This is a genomic window from Streptosporangium oxazolinicum, assembly GCF_039537505.1.
GTDB classification, from domain to species: Bacteria; Actinomycetota; Actinomycetes; order Streptosporangiales; family Streptosporangiaceae; genus Streptosporangium; species Streptosporangium oxazolinicum.
Genome location: NZ_BAABAQ010000016.1, coordinates 181,370 through 203,439, shown reverse-complemented (window position 1 = coordinate 203,439; position 22,070 = coordinate 181,370). Strand labels below are relative to the sequence as shown.

At 69.1% G+C, this 22,070-nt stretch carries 18 protein-coding genes; 11 read left to right on the top strand and 7 right to left on the bottom strand.

Annotated elements, in window-relative coordinates; translation table 11 throughout:
- The 3 genes from ABD817_RS34455 to ABD817_RS34445 form a co-directional block, all read left to right on the top strand.
- The coding region (locus ABD817_RS34455) for a PQQ-dependent sugar dehydrogenase (protein WP_344922536.1) at nt 1–662 on the top strand (662 nt) is incomplete at its 5' end.
- Nucleotides 663–1,560: 898 nt separating this feature from the next.
- Nucleotides 1,561–4,581: a lectin gene (locus tag ABD817_RS34450; protein WP_344922535.1), complete on the top strand. Its 3,021-nt coding sequence runs from the start codon at nt 1,561–1,563 to the stop codon at nt 4,579–4,581.
- Between the two features lie 135 nt (nt 4,582–4,716).
- Nucleotides 4,717–6,189 (top strand): glycoside hydrolase family 76 protein, encoded by a 1,473-nt coding sequence (locus ABD817_RS34445; protein ID WP_344922533.1) that lies wholly within the window; start codon nt 4,717–4,719, stop codon nt 6,187–6,189.
- A gap of 32 nt (nt 6,190–6,221) precedes the next feature.
- Here the strand turns inward: ABD817_RS34445 and ABD817_RS34440 are convergent, their stop codons facing one another.
- A complete protein-coding gene (locus tag ABD817_RS34440) occupies nt 6,222–7,262 on the bottom strand; it encodes a LacI family DNA-binding transcriptional regulator (RefSeq protein WP_344922532.1) in 1,041 nt (346 codons plus the stop codon).
- A gap of 717 nt (nt 7,263–7,979) precedes the next feature.
- Here ABD817_RS34440 and ABD817_RS34435 point away from each other — a divergent pair.
- On the top strand, nt 7,980–9,599 hold the full coding sequence (locus ABD817_RS34435) for a beta-1,3-glucanase family protein (protein WP_344922531.1): 1,620 nt from the start codon (nt 7,980–7,982) through the stop codon (nt 9,597–9,599).
- Nucleotides 9,600–9,749: 150 nt separating this feature from the next.
- On the opposite strand, the gene ABD817_RS34430 is transcribed toward ABD817_RS34435, so the two are convergent.
- Entirely contained in the window at nt 9,750–10,133 is a 384-nt protein-coding gene (locus ABD817_RS34430; RefSeq protein WP_344922530.1) for a hypothetical protein, read from the bottom strand.
- 219 nt (nt 10,134–10,352) lie between these two features.
- Between ABD817_RS34430 and ABD817_RS34425 the strand changes: the two genes are divergently transcribed.
- Nucleotides 10,353–10,574 (top strand): hypothetical protein, encoded by a 222-nt coding sequence (locus tag ABD817_RS34425; RefSeq protein ID WP_344922529.1) that lies wholly within the window; start codon nt 10,353–10,355, stop codon nt 10,572–10,574.
- A 539-nt stretch (nt 10,575–11,113) separates the two neighbouring features.
- Nucleotides 11,114–12,316 carry an ROK family transcriptional regulator gene (locus tag ABD817_RS34420; RefSeq protein WP_344922528.1) on the top strand — a complete coding sequence of 401 codons (1,203 nt, stop codon included), beginning with the start codon at nt 11,114–11,116 and terminating at the stop codon, nt 12,314–12,316.
- A gap of 138 nt (nt 12,317–12,454) precedes the next feature.
- Here the strand turns inward: ABD817_RS34420 and ABD817_RS34415 are convergent, their stop codons facing one another.
- Nucleotides 12,455–13,039, bottom strand: a complete 585-nt coding sequence (locus tag ABD817_RS34415; RefSeq protein ID WP_344922527.1) for a hypothetical protein — start codon at nt 13,037–13,039, stop codon at nt 12,455–12,457.
- Nucleotides 13,040–13,110: 71 nt separating this feature from the next.
- Between ABD817_RS34415 and ABD817_RS34410 the strand changes: the two genes are divergently transcribed.
- Together ABD817_RS34410 and ABD817_RS34405 are read left to right on the top strand one after the other, a co-directional pair.
- The gene (locus ABD817_RS34410) at nt 13,111–14,625 is read left to right on the top strand and encodes a ricin-type beta-trefoil lectin domain protein (RefSeq protein ID WP_344922526.1); all 1,515 of its coding nucleotides are present in this window, start codon (nt 13,111–13,113) and stop codon (nt 14,623–14,625) included.
- Nucleotides 14,626–15,108: 483 nt separating this feature from the next.
- On the top strand, nt 15,109–15,306 hold the full coding sequence (locus ABD817_RS34405) for a hypothetical protein (protein WP_344922525.1): 198 nt from the start codon (nt 15,109–15,111) through the stop codon (nt 15,304–15,306).
- Between the two features lie 234 nt (nt 15,307–15,540).
- On the opposite strand, the gene ABD817_RS34400 is transcribed toward ABD817_RS34405, so the two are convergent.
- Nucleotides 15,541–16,125: a hypothetical protein gene (locus ABD817_RS34400; protein ID WP_344922524.1), complete on the bottom strand. Its 585-nt coding sequence runs from the start codon at nt 16,123–16,125 to the stop codon at nt 15,541–15,543.
- Nucleotides 16,126–16,177: 52 nt separating this feature from the next.
- The gene (locus tag ABD817_RS34395; protein WP_344922523.1) at nt 16,178–17,137 is read right to left on the bottom strand and encodes an amidohydrolase family protein; all 960 of its coding nucleotides are present in this window, start codon (nt 17,135–17,137) and stop codon (nt 16,178–16,180) included.
- Nucleotides 17,138–17,213: 76 nt separating this feature from the next.
- Between ABD817_RS34395 and ABD817_RS34390 the strand changes: the two genes are divergently transcribed.
- Nucleotides 17,214–18,101: an IclR family transcriptional regulator gene (locus ABD817_RS34390; RefSeq protein ID WP_344922522.1), complete on the top strand. Its 888-nt coding sequence runs from the start codon at nt 17,214–17,216 to the stop codon at nt 18,099–18,101.
- A gap of 27 nt (nt 18,102–18,128) precedes the next feature.
- Here the strand turns inward: ABD817_RS34390 and ABD817_RS34385 are convergent, their stop codons facing one another.
- On the bottom strand, nt 18,129–19,073 hold the full coding sequence (locus tag ABD817_RS34385; RefSeq protein WP_344922520.1) for an aldo/keto reductase: 945 nt from the start codon (nt 19,071–19,073) through the stop codon (nt 18,129–18,131).
- A gap of 84 nt (nt 19,074–19,157) precedes the next feature.
- On the opposite strand from ABD817_RS34385, the gene ABD817_RS34380 reads away from it, so the two are divergent.
- On the top strand, nt 19,158–19,820 hold the full coding sequence (locus ABD817_RS34380; RefSeq protein ID WP_344922519.1) for a TetR/AcrR family transcriptional regulator: 663 nt from the start codon (nt 19,158–19,160) through the stop codon (nt 19,818–19,820).
- 690 nt (nt 19,821–20,510) lie between these two features.
- A complete protein-coding gene (locus ABD817_RS34375; protein ID WP_344922518.1) occupies nt 20,511–20,930 on the top strand; it encodes a PPOX class F420-dependent oxidoreductase in 420 nt (139 codons plus the stop codon).
- Between the two features lie 40 nt (nt 20,931–20,970).
- Here the strand turns inward: ABD817_RS34375 and ABD817_RS34370 are convergent, their stop codons facing one another.
- On the bottom strand, nt 20,971–21,867 hold the full coding sequence (locus ABD817_RS34370; protein WP_344922517.1) for an LLM class flavin-dependent oxidoreductase: 897 nt from the start codon (nt 21,865–21,867) through the stop codon (nt 20,971–20,973).
- Nucleotides 21,868–22,070: the final 203 nt, after the last annotated feature.

Genomic DNA, 22,070 nt, shown 5'->3' with positions numbered 1-22,070 from the left:
TCAGTGGGATCCTGCGTAACAAGTATCACAATGGTGGCCGTCTGCGGTGGGGTCCGGACGGCAAGCTGTACGCCGCCACCGGTGACGCGCAGAACGGCAACTACGCGCAGGACACCTCCAACCTGAGCGGCAAGATCCTGCGGATCAACCCGGACGGCAGCGTGCCGTCGGACAACCCGTTCGGCAACCGCGTGTGGAGTTATGGGCACCGCAACCCGCAGGGGCTGGCCTTCGACTCCCAGGGACGGCTGTGGCAGCAGGAGTTCGGCAACAGCGTCATGGACGAGACCAACCTCATCACCCGGGGCGGTAACTACGGGTGGCCGTCGTGTGAGGGCACCAGCGGCGCGTGCGGCACCGCGGGGTTCATCGCTCCCAAGCGTACCTACCCCACCGCGGAGGGTTCCTGCTCCGGCATCGCCATCGTGCGGGAGGCGCTGTATGTGGCCTGCCAGCGCGGCACCCGGATGTACCGCGCGGTGATCAGCGGCAGTTCCCTGACCAACGTGCAGACCTACTTCAACGGCACCTACGGCCGGTTGCGCACCGTGGAGCCCGCCCCGAACGGCGCCCTGTGGCTGACCACCTCCAACACCGGCGACAAGGACAGCACCCCCAACAACAGCAACGAGAGGATCCTCCGCGTCACACTCGGCGGCTAGGACCCGCGCGGAGTTGAGATCAGAGGAATTCGCCCGCGGCTTTGGCCTGCCGTTCTGGCAGGCCATCGCCGTGGCGGAGACCCCACCGATGCGGAATGGTCCGCGATCGATCCTCATTCCCCCTTTGGGGAACGCGACCTTGGGGAACGCGACCCGATCCCGGACCTGCGGCAGCGGTTCAACGCGATGATGTGACGGTTTCGTACCGGCAGCCCATGGCGAGAGCTGCTCGCCGAGGACGGGCCGTGCTCCAGCCGCGGAGGCCCGGCCGATTCCAGCGGCCCCGGCCGGGAAAACGATGACTTTCGGGCAGGCCGGGACTTCACGTCGGTGAGAGGAGGCCCGGTCTCACTCACGGACGAGAACGAACCACCCTCGTGTGTGACGTCCGTGTTTCACGAGGTTCGCGCGACATGAGATACCACCGGCAGGTCGTCGTCAAGGGTTCGACGGTAACGCCGGGTGTCACGGTCATCACCCGGACTCGTCTGCTCACGGTACGCCGGTGGCCCGGCGAGGACGGTCCTTGCCGCCGCGGTGTCACCCGCCCTGAGTTCCACGGAACCGGTTCCGCGGGCGTTCGGCCTGACGCGGCGGGTCGGGTGCTCAAGGAGATCTCTTCCGTCACCCGGCGGCCGCTGTGATCAAGCTGGTGACCAGCGGGTGAGCGTACGGACCGCAATGAAATCGACTTAACGGCGTAACAGTCAACCGCGGCGCCGCCACCACGCGTTTCTCGTCGTTCTCGCAGGTCGACGGGGTCGTCGGTTGTTAGAAAGACAGTCAATCCCGCGATGTGACATCGTTGACATACCGCTGATCATCATCTTTTATTACGGTTACCGCACCCCCCTATCGGACTGATTCCCCCCAGTCTGGTCCGATCCCCGGAGTCACCATGAAGGCTCGATGGCGGTCGCTCTTCGCGATCTCCGCACTCCTGCTTCCCGCCATGGCGATCACGGCCGGCGTCGCCACTCCCGCGGCCGCCGCGCCGGTGGCCGACCCGGCGGCGATGGTCAACCCGCTGCTCGGCACCTCCCACGAGGGCAACACCTTCCCCGGCGCCGACGCGCCGTTCGGCATGGTGCAGTGGAGCCCCGACACCCCGTCGCGGCCCCCGGGCGGCAACTACGCCTACAGCGACAGCACCATCACCGGCTTCAGCCTGACCCACCTGTCCGGGCCGGGCTGCAACGCGATGGCCGACATCCCGATCATGCCGACCACCGGCGCGGTCAACGGCACCGCGACGTCGAGCTTCTCCCACAGCGCGGAGTCGGCGAGCGCCGGCGCGTACACGGTGACGCTCGGCAACGGTGTCAAGACCGAGCTGACGACCACCACCCGCTCCGGCATGGCCCGCTTCACGTTCCCCTCGACGAACCAGGCCAACCTGCTGTTCAAGCTGGGCTCCGGCGCCACGAGCACCGGCAACCTGAACTTCGCCGCGGTGAGCAACACCGAGGTCCGGGGCTCGATCACCTCCGGGCACTTCTGCGCGTCCAGCCCGACCTACACCCTCTACTTCAACATGGTCTTCGACCGGCCGTTCGCCTCCAGCGGCTCGTTCGCCAACGGCAACTCCGTCACCTTCGACGCCTCCGGCAACCGGGTGGTGCACGCGAAGGTGGGCCTGTCGTACGTGTCGCTCGACGGTGCCAGGGCCAACCGCGCCGCCGAGAACCCGAACTGGAACTTCGACGCGACGCGGCAGGCCACCAAGGACGCCTGGAACAGGATGCTCAGAAAGATCGAGATCTCCGGCGGCACCACCGACCAGCAGGTCGTGTTCTACACCGCGCTCTACCGCTCGCTGCTGCACCCCAACGTGGTCAGCGACGTCGACGGGCGCTACCGGGGCTTCGACCACCAGGTGCGCACCGTCTCCGGCGGGCAGAAGGCGCAGTACGGCAACTTCTCCGGCTGGGACATCTACCGGACGCAGGCGCAGCTGCACGCGCTGGTCGCGCCCCAGGAGGCGGGCGACAGCGCGCAGTCGCTGGTGAACAACTACGCGCAGGGCGGCACGCTGCCCAAGTGGACGCTCAACGAGTACGACACCTACGTGATGAACGGCGACCCCGCGCCGATCATCATCGCCGCCTACCACGCCTTCGGCGCCCGCACCTTCGACACCACCGCGGCGAAGAACGCGATGGTCCGCCAGGGCACGGTGCCCAACGGCATCCGCACCGGGCTGGAGTACCAGTCCAACTACGGCTACCTGCCCTCCGACGGCACCTACCCGCACGGGTTCTACGGGTCGGTCGCCACGCTGCTGGAATACTCCACCACCGACTTCGCCATCGGCGCGTTCGCCGGGGCGCTGGGTGACACCACGACGCAGAACCAGTTCGTCAACCGGGCGCAGAACTGGCGCAACGCGTTCAACCCGGCCAGCGGGTTCATGCAGCCGAAACTGAAGAACGGGACCTGGCGTCCGGGATTCACCCCGACCGTCAGCGACGAGTTCGTCGAGGGCACGTCCTGGCAGTACACCGGCATGGTGCCGTTCAACGTCCGCGGCCTGGCCGACGCCAAGGGCGGCAACGCCGCCATGGCCGGATACCTGGACAGTGTCCTGTCCAACCTGCGCGGCTCCAGCAACAACTCCCAGCACGCCGACATGGGCAACGAGCCGTCGATCGGGCTGCCCTGGGAGTACGCCTACGTCGGGCAGCCGTGGAAGACCCAGCGGATCGTCCGGCAGGTCCAGAACGAGATGTGGCCCAACTCGCCGGCCAACTGGGGCGTCGGCAACGACGACCTGGGAACGATGAGCGCCTGGTACGTGTGGTCGGCGATGGGCATGTACCCGATGACGCCGGGCACCTCTGACCTGGTGCTGGGCAGCCCGCTGTTCACCACCGTCAAGGTCGCGCTCGGCGGCGGCGGCACGATCACGGTCAACGCGCCGCAGGCCGCCACCAACGCCCCCTACGTACAGAGCGCCACCCTCAACGGCGCGACGTGGAACAACGCCTATCTCCCGGCGTCGTTCGCGATCAGCGGCGGCACGCTGAACCTCACGCTCGGCACCACCGCGAACACCTCGTGGGGGAGCTCCGCGTCGTCGGCGCCGCCCTCGTACGGTGGCAACGGCGGCGCGCACCCGCCCGCGACCGTGATCGGCCCGACCGGGGCACTCGCCTCGGGCCTGGCCGGCAAGTGCCTGGACGTCGAAGGCGCCAACGGCACCAGCGGCAACGCGGCCCGGATCTGGGACTGCAACGGCAGCGCGGCGCAGCGCTGGCACCTGCCCGGTGACGGCACGGTGATGCTGTTCGGCAAGTGCCTGGACATCAACGCCGGAGGCAGCGCCAACAACACCAAGGTGCAGCTGTGGGACTGCAACCTCAGCGGCGGGCAGCAGTGGACCCCCGTCCCGTCCTCGGGAGCGCTGCGCAACCCGCAGTCGGGCCGCTGCCTGGACGTCTCCGGAGGCAACACCGCCCTGGGCACCCCGGTGGTGATCTGGGACTGCGCGGGCGGCGCCAACCAGAGGTGGACGTTGCCGACGTCACGCACCGGCGCGGTGCCGTCCGCCATCGCGGGCAAGTGCCTCGACGACAACGCCGCCTCGACCGCGAACGGTTCACAGATCCAGATCTGGTCGTGCAACGGGTCAGCCGCGCAGCGAGTGCACATCTCCGGCGACGGGACCCTGCGCCTGTTCAACAGGTGCCTCGACGCCACCGGTAACGGCACCGCCAACGGCACGGCCGTCGTGCTGTGGGACTGCGGCGGCGGGGCCAACCAGCAGTGGAACTACGTGTCCTCCACCGGCGCGTTCGTCAACCCGCAATCCGGACGGTGTCTCGACGTGGCGGGCGGTGGCAGCACCGACGGCACCCGGCTGCAACTGTGGGACTGCAACGGTTCCCCCGCCCAGCGCTGGACACTGCCCCCCGCGTGAGCGGGTCGCGCCGGTGACGACCGGCGCCGCCCGTTCCCGGAAAACCCGGTGCGCGGCTCCGGTGGCCCCCACGCCGGAGCCGCGCACCGCCGGTCATCGGCACGCACCACTTCCGCCACAGTGAATCGAGGAATCATGATGAAGTCCTTGCGCGGGCTGGCGGTCCTGACCGCCCTCAGCGCCCTGGCCGCCCTGACCGTCGTGACGACGGCCGCGCCCGCTCTCGCCGGTCCGGCCCAGGCCGTGAGCGGCGCCGCCGCGACGATCTGCAACCGCTACTGCGACGGGCGTGATCCGGCGCTCTCCCCGTCCGACCGGCAGCCGGTCTCCAGCACCCTGTACGGTCGGCGGTTCACCGTGCACGTCAACGACACCGACTCGATGGCCTGGGCCACCGTCGACGGTGGTACCGCCACGGACGAGGTGTGGCTGGATCGTTCGTTCGACGGCGGCCGCACCTGGGTCGACAGCCGCCTCGGCGCCACGACGATCCCGGCCGGAGCGTCCGGTACGCGGACCGCGATGTTCAACGTCGACGACTGGGCCAACCAGGGTGTCGGCGCGCTGCGGGCCTGCGGCAAGGCGGGCAACCGGCCCGAGATCACCTGCACGGCGTGGGCGCGCAGCACCTGGAACGCCGCGGACCGGCGTACTGCGGCGGCCACCGCGCTGATGATGCGCTACGACCGCGCCAACGGTCTCTTCGACGGCAACGGGTGGTGGACCGGCGCCAACGCGCTCACCGCGCTCATCGAGAACATCCAGCGCAGCGGCATGGGCAGCTACCGCTACGCGATCGCCAACACCTACGACAAGAACCTGAACGCGTACCAGGGCCAGTTCCGCAACGAATACCTCGACGACACCGGCTGGTGGGGCCTGGCGTGGGTGGCCGCCTACGACGTGACCGGCGACCGGCGTTACCTGAACACCGCCCGCGCCGATGCCGACTTCATGTACGCCTACTGGGACAACCGCTGCGGCGGCGGCGTGTGGTGGAAGACCGACCGGGCCCAGAAGAACGCCATCGAAAACAGCCTCTACATCCAGCTCAACGCCGAGCTGTCCCAGCGCATCCCGGGCGACACCCTCTACCGGGGCCGGGCGCAGGCCGCCTGGAACTGGTTCCAGAGCACCGGCATGCTCAACGGCTCGAACCTGGTCAACGACGGCATCAACCTGAACACCTGCCGCAACAACGGCGACACCACCTGGACCTACAACCAGGGCGTGCTCATCAACGCGCTGGTCGAGCTCAACCGGCTCACCGGCGACGCGAACGCGCTCGCCACGGCCCGCCGCATCGGCGACGCGCTCACCACCAGCACCTACCTCAGCCCCAACGGCATCCTGCGCGAACCCAACGAAAGCAACACCTGCAGCGGTGACGGAGCCTCGTTCAAGGGCGCGGCGATCCGCGGCCTCGGCGCCCTGAACACGGTGACCGGCGGCGCCTACAACACCTACCTACGGCGCAACGCCGACACCGCCTACGCCGGCAACCGCGACAGCCTCGACAGCTACGGCAGCCACTGGGCCGGCCCGTTCGTCCCCACCAACCACAGCTGCCAGCACAGCGCGCTCGACCTGCTCAACGCCGCCCCCTGACGATCGCCCGGGGAGGTGAGCGCCGCGGGCGATCAGCCGCCGAGGTCGCGCGGCGGACGCTCGCTGGAGTCGCGGACGAGCAGGCGGGTCGGCAGCACCACGTGCCGGGCCGGTTCGTCGGCGTCACCGAAGAGCTGGTCGAGCAGCAGCTGCGCCGCCCACCGGCCCATCTCCTCGGGGTCGTGCGTGATCACGCTGACCCCGAGGAAGTCCCCCAGGTCCAGCTCGTCGAAGCCGATCAACGCCGGCGGTGAGGGATGTCCCCGCAGTGCCCGCACGGCACCGGTGGTGATCCGGTTGTTCAGGGTGAACAGCGCGGTCGGTGCCGGGGTGCGGCCCAGCAGCTCCCGCACCGCCCGCTCGGCGGTGGCCACGTCGTGCGCGTCCTCCAGCAGGTAGTCGGCCCAGCCGGTGATCCCTGCCGTCTCCACCACCTCGGCGAACCCGCCGATCCGGTCCCGGTGGGTGAACAACCGTGACAGGTCTCCGATCACTCCGATGCGCCGGTGCCCGGCCTCGACCAGATGCCGCGCCGCCTGCCGGGCACCGCCGCGGTTGTCCAGCAGCACCGCGTCGGCCGACAACCCGACCGGCGGGCGATCGACGAAGACGAACGGGATGCCATGTATCCTCTCACCGGCCAGGTGGTCGTGTCCGGCCATGGTCGAGGCGATCACCAGCCCCCGGACACGACGCTCCAGCAGCGTGTCGGTGAGCTGGCGTTCCCATTCCGGGTTCTCCTCGGTGCTGGCGGTGATGAGCTGCAGGCCGTTCACCCGCAGCTTTCGCTCCAGCCCGCTGGCCAGCCGCGAGTAGAACGGGTTGGCCAGGTCACCGCTGATCAGGCCGACGAGCGTGGAGGCCTTGGCACCCCGGCGCAGATCGCGAGCGACCCCGTTGGGCCGGTAGCCGAGCTGGTCGGCGGCCTCGTGAACCCGCTGACGGGTCTTGGCCGCCACGTATCCCTCACCGCTCAGCGCCCTCGACGCCGTTTTCGCCGACACCCCCGACAACGCGGCCACCTGTATCAGGCTCGGGCGACCGGGCTGCTTGAGCGGCGCGTCGGCTGTCATACGACGGATTATGACATCGTTCCCGAAACCCGTCGGCGGCTGTGCACCGTTTCTCTCCGATCCGCGCCCTTTCGGCGGGGAGAGGCGTTCGTGTCGCGGAGGGAATGGGCGCCCGACCACCGCGTGATCCTCAGTTCCAGGTGACGACGTGAGGGCCGCCCGCTCCTGCGGCCCATAGCCCGGAAGGCTTTTCCGTAATGCCGAAGAGGGCGTGAAAGGTCAAATAACCGTGCTCAGGGAATGGTTAGTGCAAAAAGCGTGAGAGCGCTCTCAGAAAAATTATCAATAGAACGCCGGACGTCTGTCAAGACCTGGAGCTGCACATTGACTCACTTTATGTTGGCCCTTACGAGAGAGCGCTCCCACGCGGATCACCTGGACTTCGCCTCGTGTCGGCCCGCTGGCACCCCGCCACGGGGCGGCCCCCGTCCGCCGGAATCGGATTCCGGCTGTCGTGTTCTGAGATGACGTCTCCGCTTCAAGCGAAGACGTCATCGTGGCGATGCGGCCAGGGGCGTACCGTACATCACGGCGTCAAGTCGCGTAAGCACCCTGTTGACAATCACCCCTCTGTCATCAAAATGTAAAGAGAGCGCTCTCACAATATTCGGGTTTCGCAAACGCGGGTCCACCGTCTGGAGAGCGGCCCGTCCACCCGCCTTCATCCGATTCAACGGCGAGTTGGCCAATGATTCGCCCCCTGTCCAGGAGCCGCCGATGTACGCAAAACAAAAGTCCATCAGAAGAAAGCTGCTCACCTGGCTGGCCGCCGTCGCGGTCGGCCTGCCGATGGCCGTCGTCACGGCAGCGGCCCCGGCGCACGCGGCCGGGCCGGACCTGTTACCGGTCACCGTGACCAACAACACCGGACGCAACGAACCGGTCTACCTGTACGTCATCGGCCAGGACATCCGGCCCGGCGGCCGGCTGGGCTACGTGAACCAGGGCGGCGCGTTCTCCCCGTGGCCGGCCGGCTCGCTGCCACCGTCCCCGGCACCCGACGTGTCGATCCCGGGCCCCGGCAACGGCGGGAGCACGACCATCCACTTCCCGCGCTTCCTGTCGGCCCGGGTCTACTTCTCCATCGGAGAGAGGCTCAAGTTCTTCCTCACCCCGGACGGCCTGGTGCAGCCGGCACCCTGGGCCTCCGGCGACCCCAACCACAACATCCTGCTGGACTGGAGCGAGTTCACCTACAACGACGCGGGCCTGTGGCTCAACAGCTCCCAGGTCGACCAGTTCGCGATCCCGCACGCCGTCAGCGTGACCGGCGGCGACGGGGTGACCAGGCGAACCGGTGATGTGGTCGGCAACGGCCGGCAGAACATCATCAACGCCGTCAGGGCGCAGCCCGGCTGGGCGAACACCGTCCGCACCCGCTCCGACGGCACGGTGCTGCGGGTGCTGGCGCCCGGCAAGGCCGCCGACGCCGGGCTGTTCGACAGGAACTACCTCGACCCGTACATCACCAGCGCCTGGAACGCCTACACCGGCAGGACACTGACCGTCGTGCCGTTCCAGGCCCAGCCCAACACCAGATACTTCGGCCGCACGTCCGGCAACGTCATGAACTTCACCGACACCTCCGGACGGCAGGTGTACTCCATCAACAAGCCGAGCACCGGGGACGTGTGGGGGTGCAGCGGAGCCCTCAACGCGCCGAACGACCAGGTCCAGGGCCCGATCGCCCGGACGATCTGCGCCGCGCTGCAGCGCTCCACCCTCGGCACCGTCGACACCCAGCCCAGCTACAACGCCGCCGACTTCTACCGCGGTTCGCTGACCAACCACTACTCGCGGATCATTCACGCCAACATGGTGGACGGCAAGGCGTACGGGTTCCCCTTCGACGACGTCGGCAACTTCGAGTCGCTGGTGCACGACGGCAACCCGCGCTCGGCCGCCATCGTCCTGAGCCCCTTCGGGGCGGGCGGTCCCTCGGATCCCGGTGGTGACACGAGCGCGCTGGTGAGCAACTGGAACAACAAGTGCGTCGACGTGCCGGGCGGCAACTTCAGCGACGGCGTGCAGCTGGTGGCCTACGGGTGCAACGGCGGCGCCAACCAGAGGTGGACCTTCACCGGCGGCACGTTGCGCACACAGAACAACAAGTGCATGGACGTGGCCTGGGGGTCACGGGACAACGGCGCGGTGATACAGATCGCGACCTGCAGCGGCAATCCGGCGCAGCAGTTCGTGTTGAACGGAGCCGGCGATCTCGTCAATCCCCAGGCCGGCAAGTGCGTCGACATCAAGGGCTGGAACGGCGACGACGGCGCTCCCCTGAACCTGTGGGAGTGCACGGGCGGCGCCAACCAGAAGTGGCGGCGCGGCTGAGCGGAGTGCGGCACCGTCACGACCCGGCCCTCGCCGGGTAGCCGGAGCGCGTCGCCGCGCTCCGGCTCCCGGAGCCGTGCGGGTCACTCCTCACCGGGTTCCTCCCGTCCATCGCCGAGGTGGTGCCGGTGGGGAAGGCGTCCCGCTCGCTCACGGACGCGCGCGGCCGGGCGCAGAGCCGCCGAGGGAGTTCGGATGGGCCGGGCGAGGGGCCGAACGGGGCAGGCCCAGGGTGGTGAGGCGCCGCATCAGGGCCTCGCGTCGCACCCAGATCCGTTGGCCGCTGTCGTGGCCGGCCAAGGTGGCGGCGCGGACTTCGGCGATGACGTGGGAGTGCGGGGCGTTGAGCACCGCGGCGGCCGTGGCGACGCTCACCATGGGCTCGTCGGGCAGCATCGCCAGCCGTTCGGCGATCACGTGCTCGCGGAACTCGGTGGCGAACCACACGGTGGCGTCGCCGACGCCGAGGTGGAGGATGAGGCCTTCGCGTTCCAGGTCCCGCAGGAGGTGGTCGATGTCGTCTGGCGCGTTCACGCGGCGCCCTCCCTCGTGTCGGTGGTGTCGGCTGTCTCGGTGCCGTGCGGAACGCCCCGAAGGGGGGCGAGCCCGGCGGTGGAGATGCGAGTCACAGGGGATCCGGTGGTTCCCGATCCGGCCAGCCGCGCCGGAGTACCGTCACCGTGTCCCACCACGTGCGGGTCCTTCCTCTCTCCCCGCACCATCGGCCAGACGGACGCGTTGGGGCGGCTCGCCTTGGAATCGCTGCAGCCGGGGAAGCGCGGACAGACGTCCGCGATGCCGTACGGCTGGACGTCGGTGTTCTGCGTGACCGGCCGTGCCTGGGCGGCGTCGGCTGTACGGATCCTGGGGCGACGCGGCCGGAGAGGCGCCGCCTTCCGCCGTACCGGCGCCTCCGTGCCCGGCGCCCGCGGATCGAGAGGCGACGCGGCCGCCGGTGACGGCCTGGACCGGTGAGGCGGAGAGGCAGCCGCGATGAGAGCGGGGAGTGGGAGCGGGGAGCCTCCCGGCGTGGGAGGTCGGCGGTGTAGGCGCATGGATACCTTCCGAGGGCCTGACAACGTTGTCAGACAGGCAATCTGACAACGTTGTCACAATGGGGAGTGTCTTCGAAAGCAAGCGGGCCTAACAGGGAATCGGTTATGAAGTTAGCCAGATGTCATGGATAGCGTCAATGGCGGTGATGTGCGCTATTGCCGCGTCGGCTGCACACTTCCGGTACGAACCGCGCGCTGACCGGCCCCGCGGCGGCCGGCCACGCCGACGATGCGAGCGCCAGCGAGCCGGGCGGCTCGGGCGTGGACGCCGCCTGTGAAACCTGTGCCAACGATTCCTGCTCGAAGCTGGGGCACATTCGTCGGTGTATGGCCTATTTCCTCCATGTTTCGAAATCACAAGGAGAAACTATGATGGAGATCAAGCATAAATATGATTTTGGACGTCAGAAGTATACTTAATGTCGTCTGAAGAGGTTCGTTCACCGGGGAAGGGCCAGTGTGGCTGAGGACACACCCAACAGTGCGAGCACGAGCATCGGGGCCGGCGCGCTGCTGTCCGTCCTGCGGGAGGGACCTGCCCGTACGCGCACCGAACTGGTCGAGCTCACCGGCCTGGCCAGGACCACGGTGTCCCAGCGGCTGGATGCCCTGCTCCGGCACCGCTGGGTCGTGGCCGCCAACGCCTCCACCACTTCGGGAGGGCGCCCGGCGGCGACGTTCGCCTTCAACAGGGCGGCGCGTCTCGTGCTCGCCGCCGACCTGGGCGTCACCCACCATCGCGTCGCGATCACCGACCTGGGCACCACCGTGCTCGCCGAACGGACCGCCGATGTCCCGATCGACCAGGGGCCGGAGCCGACCTTGGCGTGGCTCGCGCAGACGTTCACCGAACTGCTCGCCGAGAGCGGGTACGACCTCGCCGACGTGGGCGGAGCGGGCATCGGCCTGCCGGGGCCGGTCGAATATCCAACGGGACGTCCCGTCAGCCCGCCTCTCATGCCGGGCTGGGACGACTTTCCCGTGCCTGAGCGGCTGGAGGAGCGGCTGGGGGTGCCGGTCCTCGTCGACAACGACGTCAACATCATGGCGCTTGGCGAGCACTGGGCCGGACAGTGGGCCGGGCACCCCGAGGCCGACCAGCTCATCTTTGTCAAGGTCGGCACGGGCATCGGCTGCGGCATCATCTCCGACGGGCGGCTGCACCGGGGCGCCCAGGGCGCCGCGGGCGACATCGGGCATGTCCGCGTCGCCGGCGCGGGCGACGAGGTGGTGTGCCACTGCGGCAACACCGGCTGTCTCGAAGCCGTCGCCGGTGGCGCCGCCCTGGCCGCCTGGATCACCGCGTCAGGCGTGCCCGCGGAGGACGGCCGAGACGTGGTGCGCCTCCTGAGCGCGGGCGATCCCGAGATCGTGCGTCTCGTACGCCAGGCCGGACGGGAGACCGGCGACGTCCTCGCTCTGATCGTCAACTTCTTCAATCCCGGGGCGATCATGATCGGCGGCGACATCGCCGGGGCCGGGGAGCACTTCCTCGCCGGGGTCCGCGAGGTGATCTACAGGCGCTCACTCCCGCTGGCCACACGGCACCTGCGCATCCAGGCCAGCAAGCTGGGGGACCACGCGGGGATCATCGGGGCGGCCGTCATGGTGATCGAGCACGTCCTCGCTCCTCAGATGGTGGACATCACGGTCGCCGTCTGACGCGATTTCCGACCTAAAGAATCTACATTGTAAAGGAAGTCGTTCGAAGTCAAGATCATTCAGACCGGCGAGGGAGAAAGCCGATCCCTGGAAACGGTCGGCGTCGTCCGGCCCGGGCGTGGACGCCGCCCATGAAACCTATGTCAACGATCTCCGCTCGCGACTGGGGCGCATGCGTTGGTCCACGGCCTGTTTCCTCCATGTTTCGGGATCATAAGAAGGCTTATGGCGGTGGTCAAGCATAAGTATGATTTTTGATGTCGAAGTTAGGTCAATCGATAGCCGGAACGGTACACCTGCCGCCGGAAGGGCGGTGTAGCCGGGCGCGCGCTCCGCAGTGCGGGCACCGGGACCGGCGTCTGTCTCCAGTCCACGCTGTTGACCAGTGCTTTCTCCCTGGGGGCTGTCGGTGGCACGGGCGGACACCGGCAGAATCGGTGCTTCACCGGCCTGGTGCTCCTCGATGACTCCTGGGTCTGTTGGCCGCTCGTAGGCGCCACGGATCCGGCGGCCCTGCGGACGTTCGGTGGTGCCATTGCCATCGCAGATGCCAGGTGAGCGACCTTCTGCACTGGTAATCGCGGGATTGGGGCGGCTCGCCGAGAGCTTCATCGTGATCGAGTTCAGTGGCTGACCCGACCGGCGGTCGGGGAGTGGATGGATTCGGAACCTACTGATCGGATTCGGGCAGGTTTTGTCACCGGCTTCCTTGACTTCGGTCACGGTAAATGTAAAGTCTCTTTCCAGAGAGCGCTCTCACGCCTCGTCCACCCCCCAGCCCCCCAAGGACAGCCGTGAGATTCACCATGCTGACCAGCGTGGCGGTACTCGCCGCCTCGCTCGTCGTCCCCTCGGCGACCGCGCAGGCCGCCGCCGTACCCGAGCCCGGCCCCGATCCGTCCAAGGCGGCCACCGCCGAACAGGCGATGCGTCGAGACCTCGGTCTCACCCCCACGCAGGCCCGCGTCCGCCAGGCCCACGAAGCCGGGGCGACCGTCGTGGAGCGGCAGCTTCGCACCCGTCTCGCCGACCGCTTCGCCGGGGCGTGGTTCACCCCCGGCGAGGGACGGCTGAGCGTCGGCGTCCTGAACAGCGAAGACGCCGACACCGTCCGGGCGGCGGGCGCCCTGCCGGTGCCCGTCCCCCGCAGCGAGAAGCACCTGGCCGCCACGAAGGCCACCCTTGACCGCGCTGCGGGCGCCGCGGCGGGCAAGGACATCCACAGCTGGTACGTGGACGTCGCCGCGAACACCGTGACGGTGTCGGCGGCCACCCCCGCCGCCGCCGAACGGTTCGTCAAGGCGAGCGCCGTCGACGCCACCGAGGTACGGATCTCCGTCAGCCAGGCGCCCAAGCCCCTGTACGACATCCGCGGCGGCGACCAGTACGTCATCAACGGCAACACGCTGTGCTCGGTGGGCTTCTCGGTCAACAACGGCGGCTTCGTCACCGCCGGGCACTGCGGCGGCACCGGCAGCCCCACCCTCGGCTACAACAACGTCGCCCAGGGCACCTTCGCCGGGTCCTCCTTCCCCGGCAACGACTACGCCTGGGTCCGTACCAACGGCAACTGGACGCCCCGCCCGTGGGTCAACAACTACGGCGGTGGCAACGTCGCCGTGGCGGGCTCCCAGGAGGCCGTGGTCGGCGCCTCCATCTGCCGGTCCGGGCGCACCACCGGCTGGCGCTGCGGCGTCATCCAGGCCAAGAACGTGACCGTCAACTACTCCGGGTCGCTGGTCCAGGGCCTGACCCAGACCACGGCCTGCGCCGAGGGCGGCGACTCGGGCGGCGCCTGGATCACCGGCGACCAGGCCCAGGGCGTCACCTCCGGCGGCTCCGGCAACTGCTCGTCCGGCGGCAACACCTTCTACCAGCCGGTCAACGAGATCCTCGGCGCGTACGGCCTGACCCTGACCACCACCGGAGGGGGCGGCGGCCGGCTCATCGGCTGGCAGGACAAGTGCATCGACGTCCCCGGCAGCAACGGCGTCGCGGGCCAGCGCCTGCAGCTGTGGGACTGCAACGGCAGCGCCGCGCAGAACTGGACGTGGCCCGGCGACGGCACCGTCCGCGCCTTCGGCCTCTGCATGGACGTGGCCTGGGGCTCCACCGCCAACGGCGCCGCCATCCAGCTCGCCACCTGCAGCGGCAACCCGGCACAGCAGTTCGTCCTCAGCGGCGCCGGTGACCTGGTCAACCCGCAGGCCAACAAGTGCGTGGACGTCACCGGCTTCGGCGGCACCGGCACGCCGCTGCAGCAGTGGGAGTGCAACGGCGGCGCCAACCAGAAGTGGCGGCGCGGCTGATCCGCGGCTTCCTGGACCCGGTGCCGGGGCGGTGAGCACTCGCCGCCCCGGCACCGGCGGCCCCACGCTTCCGTCACCGGGGTAGGTCACGCCGCAGGTTCCCGGATGGCCATCCGCACTGTTTGACCGTACGACCGTCAATGGCACGGATGCCGCCCGTGCTCTGTCACGAAGGAGGCCGGAGCGGACCGGTGACAGGGGGTATGGGGCGCGGACGGTGGGGGACGCGGGGAAGTTCGATCTTGAGGTCGCCGTAACGGCCGCGTCCGCCTTCGGTCAGATGGAGGAGCGTGGTCCCCGTCCCGCGGTGCTGCTCCCAGGTGCGGCGACCGCCGCGGGGTAGTGTGATGGTGTTCTCCTCCGACGGGGAGAGCCACCTGTGGACGGCCGGTGCTGTCGAGCTCACCGGCCGCGCCCCGGTGTCACCTTCATCGCACGAGCACGGCTTCATCGCACGGCACGGCCATATCCCGGGGGGGAATCATGTCGCATTCCGGATCTGACCATGAGGATGCTCCGCTGGCGGACCGCCGGGCGGATCAGCAGGACATCCATGACGAGCCCGACTTCGCCGATGAGTTCGCTCCGTCGCCAACCGATCCGGCCGGCCAACCGGAAGACGATCCCGACGCCGACGTCTACGGCCAGGACGAGGGCTACGACAGGCCGACCTCGTCCTGAAAAGGGTCCTTTCGCGGCCGAGCAGGCGTAATGGCTCCAGCGCGTAGATCGCGGGCTGACCCAGTGGGACGACGAGGACTACCTGACGTTCCGGAAGATCAAGGACGTGGCGGACGTCGCTCTGCGGCGTCGTGGTGGATGCTCGTCACGAGTCGGCCGCGTCCCACATAAGGCGTCGAAGCGAAGGTGGCAGCGTCGATGTCCGCTCCGGCCTCTCGAGATGGGATCACTCCGTCAGGTCGAGGGCGGCGCGGACGATGCCGTCGGTGCGGCGCAGCGGGTATGCACCTGCGACGACCTGGCGGCGGCGCTCGCGGGCGGCCGTGCCCGGGTGGGCGCGCACGATGTGGCTTCGCGTCGGCCCGTCCGTGGGCGGAGGCGGCCTACCGGTGTGATGGAGCGGGCGGCGGCCTGGCCGGCGGTGGCGGTGTTCAGTGTCGTCAGGAGCGGGCCGGGCATCGCGAGCAGCGCGGGTGATTCCCGGGGGAGGTTCAGCCTGCCCGACGCGCGGGCGTGCAGCAGGCCGAGGTCTCCGGACATCTGGCGGTAGCCGGTGATGCCGTGAGCGAGCATGAGGCGCAGCGCGGCGGCCACGTCACCGCCGCGTCCCAGTGGATGGGCGTGCATGTCGTTGTATCCCGGGACCAGGTACCGGCCGTGGGCGTCGACGACGGTCGTGCCGTCAGGTACGGCGAGGCCGCGTCCGACGGCGGCGATGACGCCGTCCGGGATCAGCACGTCGGTTTCCGGGTGGAGCGAGCCGTCGCGGGTGTCGACGACGGTCGCCGATCTCAGAAGCAGGGGCGGGTGCGCGGGCACGGTGTTCCTTTCCTTTCCTTCGGGTTCCTCGGGTTCCCGGGGTGGCGGATCGTCACCGCGCGGCCGTGGCGAACAGGCGGCGGGCGTTGCGGGTGGTCAGTGCCCGCCACGTTTCGACGGTGGAGGGCTGCACCGCGGAATCGACGGATCTGACCTGGGCGAGCACCGTTTCGGCGGGAGTCCAGCACTGGTCACTGCCGTAGAGGAGGCGTTCGGTGCCGAAGGCCGCGTCGAGTGCCGGGATCTGGCGCGGGAACGGTGTGCCGGCCATGTCGTACCACAGGCGCCCGAGCTGTTCGACGGCGGTCGGCGCGTCCGCGGGCATCTCACCCACCAGAGGGCGGAACAGTTCCATCCGGTCGGCCAGCAGCGGAAGCACGCCCCCGCCGTGGGTCAGCACCCACCGGATGCGCGGGTGGCGGGCGAGCACGCCGTGAAAGAGCAGGTCGCTCGCGGTGCGGGCGGTGTCGAAGAGGAACTCAAGCATCGGCCTCGGCCGGCCCAGGGAGATGTTCGCGGCGTGGGGTGGCGATGTCGGGTGAACGAAGACGGCGGTGCCACGACGGTCAAGTTCCTCCCACAGTGGTTCCAGGCGTGGATCGCCGAGGTAGAGGCCGTGATGGTTGCTCTCCACCGTCACCGCGTCCGAACCGAGAGTGTCGAGCGCGTAGGCGGTCTCGGTGAGTGAGCCCTCGACATCGGGTAGCGGCAGGGAGGCGAAGTGACCGAATCTCCGCGGGTGCCTCGCGCGGGCACGGGCACCGGACTCGTTGACCTCACGTGCCAGGGCGCGGGCTGCGGCGTCGTCTCCGAAATGCACGCCGGGGGAGGACAGCGACAGATAGGACTTCTCGATTCCAGCGGCCTCCATCAGCTCAAGATGTCCGTCGACGCTCCACGTGGGCCAGCCGGGCATCCCGTCGGGGTGTTCGATGCCCGCGAAACGAGCCGCCGCGACGTAACTGTCGGTGACGAAGTGGGTGTGGACGTCGATGAGTCCGGTCGGTGCCATCAGGGGCCATCCTTGTTGCGGGTCCGTACACACTCAGCCTAAGAACGATGGTCGTACAATGGCGTCGATGATTCCAATGAATGAAACGCCAATCTCTGACGACCACCCCCGGCCGCGTCGCGGAGGCAAGCCCGTCGAGGGAAAGCCGGTGATCGACCGGGCGTTCGCGCTGCTCAGCGCGTTTGGCAGCGATCATCGTGCCCAGAGCCTCGCCGAGCTCGCCCAGCGGAGCGGCATCCCCCGCAGCAGCGCGCTGCGGCTCGCCCGCGCACTGGTCGAGGTGGGCGCGCTCGAACGCCTCGGCGACGGCCGGTTCGTCGTGGGACTGCGACTGCTGGAGATCGCCTCCCTGGCGCCGCGGGGTCACGGATTACGCTCCGTCGCGATGCCTTTCATGGAAGATCTCTTTCACGTCACCCGACAACATGTGCTGCTCGCCGTACGCGACCAGGGGGAGGCGCTGTTGGTCGAGCGGCTTTCGGCGCTGGACGCGAGTCCGGTGCACTACCGCGTCGGGGGCAGGCTTCCGCTGACCTCCACCGGTGTCGGACTCGTGCTGCTCGCCTTCGCGCCGTCCCGTGTCCAGGACCAGGCCATCGCCACCTACGAGCCCGAGCACGGGCCCGACGACGTCCGCACCCCCGCCGACCTGCGCCGCCTGCTGGCGGAGGTACGGCGCGGCGACTACGCCTTCGGCCGCCAGAGCCGGCCCTGGCCGCTGAGTACCGCGGCCGCACCGCTACGGAACGAAGACGGAGTGGTGGCGGCACTGTCCGTGGTGGCACCCAGCACCGGATTCACCGACGCTGGTTATGGGCCGGCCGTACGGGCCACGGCCCGGGCCATCTCCCGCCAGCTTCTGGCCGACGGTCCTCGGATGCACAGATTCCAGACGAACCCGCGCGAATACTCCACCGGACATAGGCTGCTAAGCCCTATGGACCATGACAAAACGCCCTCTTAGCGCTGGAGGTCCGGTGATCGGAATGAATCATCCGAGCGTGATGTCTCCCGATCGTGTCGGGATGGCGTCCAGTGTGGCGAGCGTCGTCTCGTCGAGAGTGATCGCGCCCGCGGCGACGTTTTCCTCAAGGTGCCCGGCGCTGGCTGTGCCCGGGATGAGCAGGATGTTCGGGGCGTGGTGGAGCAGCCAGGCGAGGCCGATCTGCGAGGGGGTACGGCTCAGGGTCCGCGCCACGGCGATGACGGCGGGTTCGTCGGTCACCTTGGGAAGGCCGGGGAAGGCGCTGCCGAGCGGGAAGTAGGGCACCCAGGCGATCTGTTCGGTGGCGCAGAGCCGAAGCATGTCCTCGTCGCCGCGCGCCACGAGGCTGTAGGCGTTCTGCACGCAGGCGATGCCCGCGGGGATCGCCCGGCGTAGGCCTTCCAGGGTCACGCTGCTCAGCCCGATCGCGCCGATCTTGCCCTCGTCGCGCAGCGCGGTCATCTCAGCGAGCTGGTCATCGAGGTCGACCACCTGGTCGGCTTCGAGGGGAATCCTTGGCGCGGCGTCCATGCGGCGCAGGTTGACCAGCGGTATCCGGTCGAGGCCGAGGCTGGTGAGGTTGTCCTCGACGCTCGCCCGGAGCTCTTGCGGACGCTGCGCCGGACGCATCGGGACGGGGCCGCCGGGATTGGGGTCGGCGCCGATCTTGCTGGCGACGAGAACCCCGTCGTGGGGGTGGACGGCCTCGCGGATGAGTCCGTTGACGAATCCGTCGCCGTAGAACTGGGCGGTGTCGATGTGATCGATACCGAGCTCGATCGCTCGGCGCAGAATCGCGAGGGCCGTGCCGCGGTCGCCGTGCAGGCGCTCCAGCTGCATGGCGCCGTATCCGATCCGGGAAACGGTATGGCCGGCGAGCAGACCGGCGCCCGCGGGACGCGGTGTGCCGGTGGGTGTGGTCTCGGGGTTCGGAGTGATGTCCGGCGTCATGGAAATCCCGTTCTCGTGCGATGATGGAGAAACCGGAGGCCCCTCCGGCATTTCGACTGTAGCACTATCGGAGGCACCTCCGTTTTGAGTCCGTCCGAACCGACGCCCGCCGGTGTCCCCGCCGAGCAGCCCGCCGACGCCTATCGCCCGGTCCGCGCCCATGCCCGGCGTAACCGCGAGAAGCTCATCACCGTCGCCCGTGCGGCCTTCGCGGCCGCCGACGACACCGTCTCGCTGGAGAGCATCGCCCGCGAGGCCGGTGTCGGCATCGGCACGCTCTACCGCCACTTCCCCACCCGCGAAGCCCTCGTCGAAGCCGTCTACGGCGCCGAACTCGACGACATCGCCACCAGCGTCCCCGTCCTGCTCGATCGGTTCCCGCCCGATGTCGCGCTGCGCGCGTGGATGGATGGCTACGCGGCGTTCGTCGCGACCAAACGCGGAATGATCGACACGCTGCGGGCCGGCTGGGCCTCGGGAAAAATCGCCACACCGACCACGCGGGAGCGCGTCACCGCCGCGATCGCGACGATCCTCACAAAAGGAGCGGATGAGGGTTCACTCCGCGCGGACGTCGACCCCGAGGACGTCACCACCATGCTGCTGGGGGTCTTCCTCTCCACAGCGGCCGGCGACACACCCGGGCAGACCGGCCGGTTGCTCGGCCTCATCGTCGACGCCCTGCACCCGAAGGAGGAAGCGGCCGGCCCGCCGAACCGTAAGGACTCCGCGCCCGTGAGATCATGACCAACCTTCGCTTTTCACCCGCGCTTACCGCCCGCGCGAGGACCTCCCCGAGGTCCGCACCCCAGGGACGGGAAGCCGACGGTGACGCTGTCACCGCCAGAGGTCAGCTGTGACGTTCTCACGAGCGGGAGTGGGGTCCGCCCCGGTTCGGTTCTGGATGAGATCGTGGGCGGACTGGGCGAACGCGCGGAAACGGAGACCGACGTCCGCCGGGCCAAAGGAGCGCCATCGTGTACGTCACCGACCCGCATGCCCTGTCCGCCTCGGCCACCGCCGGCACCACGCCGATCGTGGTCGCGCTGGTGCGGGGCCCGGAGTCAGGCCGGTCGTCCCCGCCGGTGATCGTCGCGGCCGTGGCCGGAGCGCTGCCGCCGGCGGCTTTCGTGGCGATCGAGCGGCGCGGCGACGGTCCTCCGCTGCCCTTGGGGCTGCTGCGCGTTCCTGGGCTGGTGGTACGCGTTCCGGAGGTCACGCGTGGAGGCTGTGGCCGTCCGGCGGGGTCAGTCCCAGCCGAATGTGGCTCTCGGCGGTCTCCACGATCGTCTCGGTGACGTCGCGGGGCTCCCAGGCGGGTGTTTACGGAGGGTTGCCGGGTCGTCGCTATCCGGGATGTGGCACCGTGGACGTATATCTCGTGAACCGCGCGCGCCACCTTCACCGCAGGGGACGCCGAGGCGAAGAGGAGCGATCATGTCAAAGCCACCGCTTCCCGAAGAAGCAGTCGCCATGTTGAAGAGGCCCAACCACGCCGTCATCACGACGCTTCGGCCCAACGGCCGGCCTGTGTCCACGGCCACCTGGTATCTCTGGGACGACGGCCGGATCCTGGTCAACATGGACGAGGGCCGCAAGCGGCTGGAGCACCTGCGCGACGATCCCCGGGTCTCCCTCACCGTGCTCGACGAGAGCGACTGGTACACCCACGTGAGCATCATCGGGCATGTCGCCGAGATGCGTGAGGACAAGGATCTGGCCGACATCGACCGGCTGGCCCGCCAGTATCTCGGGAGGGAGTACCCGGATCGGAACCGCAGCCGGGTCAGCGCCTGGATCGAGATCGACGGCTGGCACGGCTGGGGCGCGCACAAGGACAACAGTCAGCCGGGCTGACACCCGTTGTCCGCGCTACGGGGGAGAACCTCAAGCCAGGTCAGGTCAGGAGGGCGCGGGCTTCGGCCAGTAGGTCGCACTGCTCGCGCCAGTCGCCGCCCGCGAATCCCAGGACCACGTGGCGCGCCCCGGCCTCGTGGTAGGCGGCCAGTTGCTCGGCCGCCCGTGCGGGCTCGCCGGTGATGGGGAGCCTCATCGCCTCCCCCAGAGGGATGCCGTACCCGGTGATGCCCGAGGCGATGGACTCACGGGTGGGCAGGTCGGGCGCCGAGCCGAGGACACCGGCGGCGCCGATGACGACGACCGGTTCCGGACGTCCGTGGGTGGCGGCGAGCTCGGCCAGCCTGGCCCTGCCCGAGGCCACCGCCGCCGGGGAGATCATCGACGGGAACCAGCCGTCCCCGTGCCGTGCCGCCCGCCGCACGGCCACCGCCGACGCGTTGCCGACCCAGATCGGCGGGGGCGTCACGGCCGGTTCGAGCCGTACCTCCGCCGGCTCGTCCACCAGCGTGACGGTCTCCCCGGCCAGTAGCCGCGCCAGCAGTTCCAGCGCGGTGTCGGTGCGCCTGCCGCGCTCCCCGTACGGCACTCCGGCCGCCGCCCACTGCCCGGCGCCGCCGCCGGAGCCGATGCCCAGGACGAGCCGCCCGTCGGAGACGTGCTGCAGGCTCGCGACCTGTTTGGCCGCCCACGCCAGGGGGCGGATCGCCGGGATGAACACGCTCGCCCCGATCCGGATCCGCGTCGTCGCCCCCGCCGCGACGGCCAGTGCCACGGCGCAGTCCAGCGACGCCGTCCCGGTGGCCAGGTGGTCACCGTGCCAGACGCCGTCCAGCCCCGCCTCCTCCGCGTGCCGTGCGGCGGTGCCCAGGTCGAGCCGTTGCGCCCGCTGTGCGGCGACGGTGGGCAGGATCACTCCGATGTCCATGAGAGGCATGCGGTCATCCTTCAACCTCAAGCCTTCTTGAGGTCAACCTCGCGTCCACGCAGGCGCGTCTGTGAATCGACGTTCTCTGTCGGCACGGTGAGGACGGCCCGGAAGTATAGTCAGCTAAATTATAGGCAATATCAACAAATAGTGCATTGATCATGAAGACGGCTGAGGTCTGTACCGGATTTCATCGCCTGTATCGTGTTACT

Bases quoted from the DNA above. Each gene is read 5' to 3' on its own strand.
- ABD817_RS34405 (WP_344922525.1), top strand. From the start codon at position 15,109: ATGTCGCATTCCGGATCTGACCATGAGGATGCTCCGCTGGCGGACCGC.
- ABD817_RS34440 (WP_344922532.1), bottom strand. From the start codon at position 7,262: ATGACAGCCGACGCGCCGCTCAAGCAGCCCGGTCGCCCGAGCCTGATA.
- ABD817_RS34395 (WP_344922523.1), bottom strand. From the start codon at position 17,137: ATGGCACCGACCGGACTCATCGACGTCCACACCCACTTCGTCACCGAC.
- ABD817_RS34435 (WP_344922531.1), top strand. From the start codon at position 7,980: ATGTACGCAAAACAAAAGTCCATCAGAAGAAAGCTGCTCACCTGGCTG.
- ABD817_RS34390 (WP_344922522.1), top strand. From the start codon at position 17,214: ATGAATGAAACGCCAATCTCTGACGACCACCCCCGGCCGCGTCGCGGA.
- ABD817_RS34385 (WP_344922520.1), bottom strand. From the start codon at position 19,073: ATGACGCCGGACATCACTCCGAACCCCGAGACCACACCCACCGGCACA.
- ABD817_RS34450 (WP_344922535.1), top strand. From the start codon at position 1,561: ATGAAGGCTCGATGGCGGTCGCTCTTCGCGATCTCCGCACTCCTGCTT.
- ABD817_RS34370 (WP_344922517.1), bottom strand. From the start codon at position 21,867: ATGCCTCTCATGGACATCGGAGTGATCCTGCCCACCGTCGCCGCACAG.
- ABD817_RS34375 (WP_344922518.1), top strand. From the start codon at position 20,511: ATGTCAAAGCCACCGCTTCCCGAAGAAGCAGTCGCCATGTTGAAGAGG.
- ABD817_RS34445 (WP_344922533.1), top strand. From the start codon at position 4,717: ATGATGAAGTCCTTGCGCGGGCTGGCGGTCCTGACCGCCCTCAGCGCC.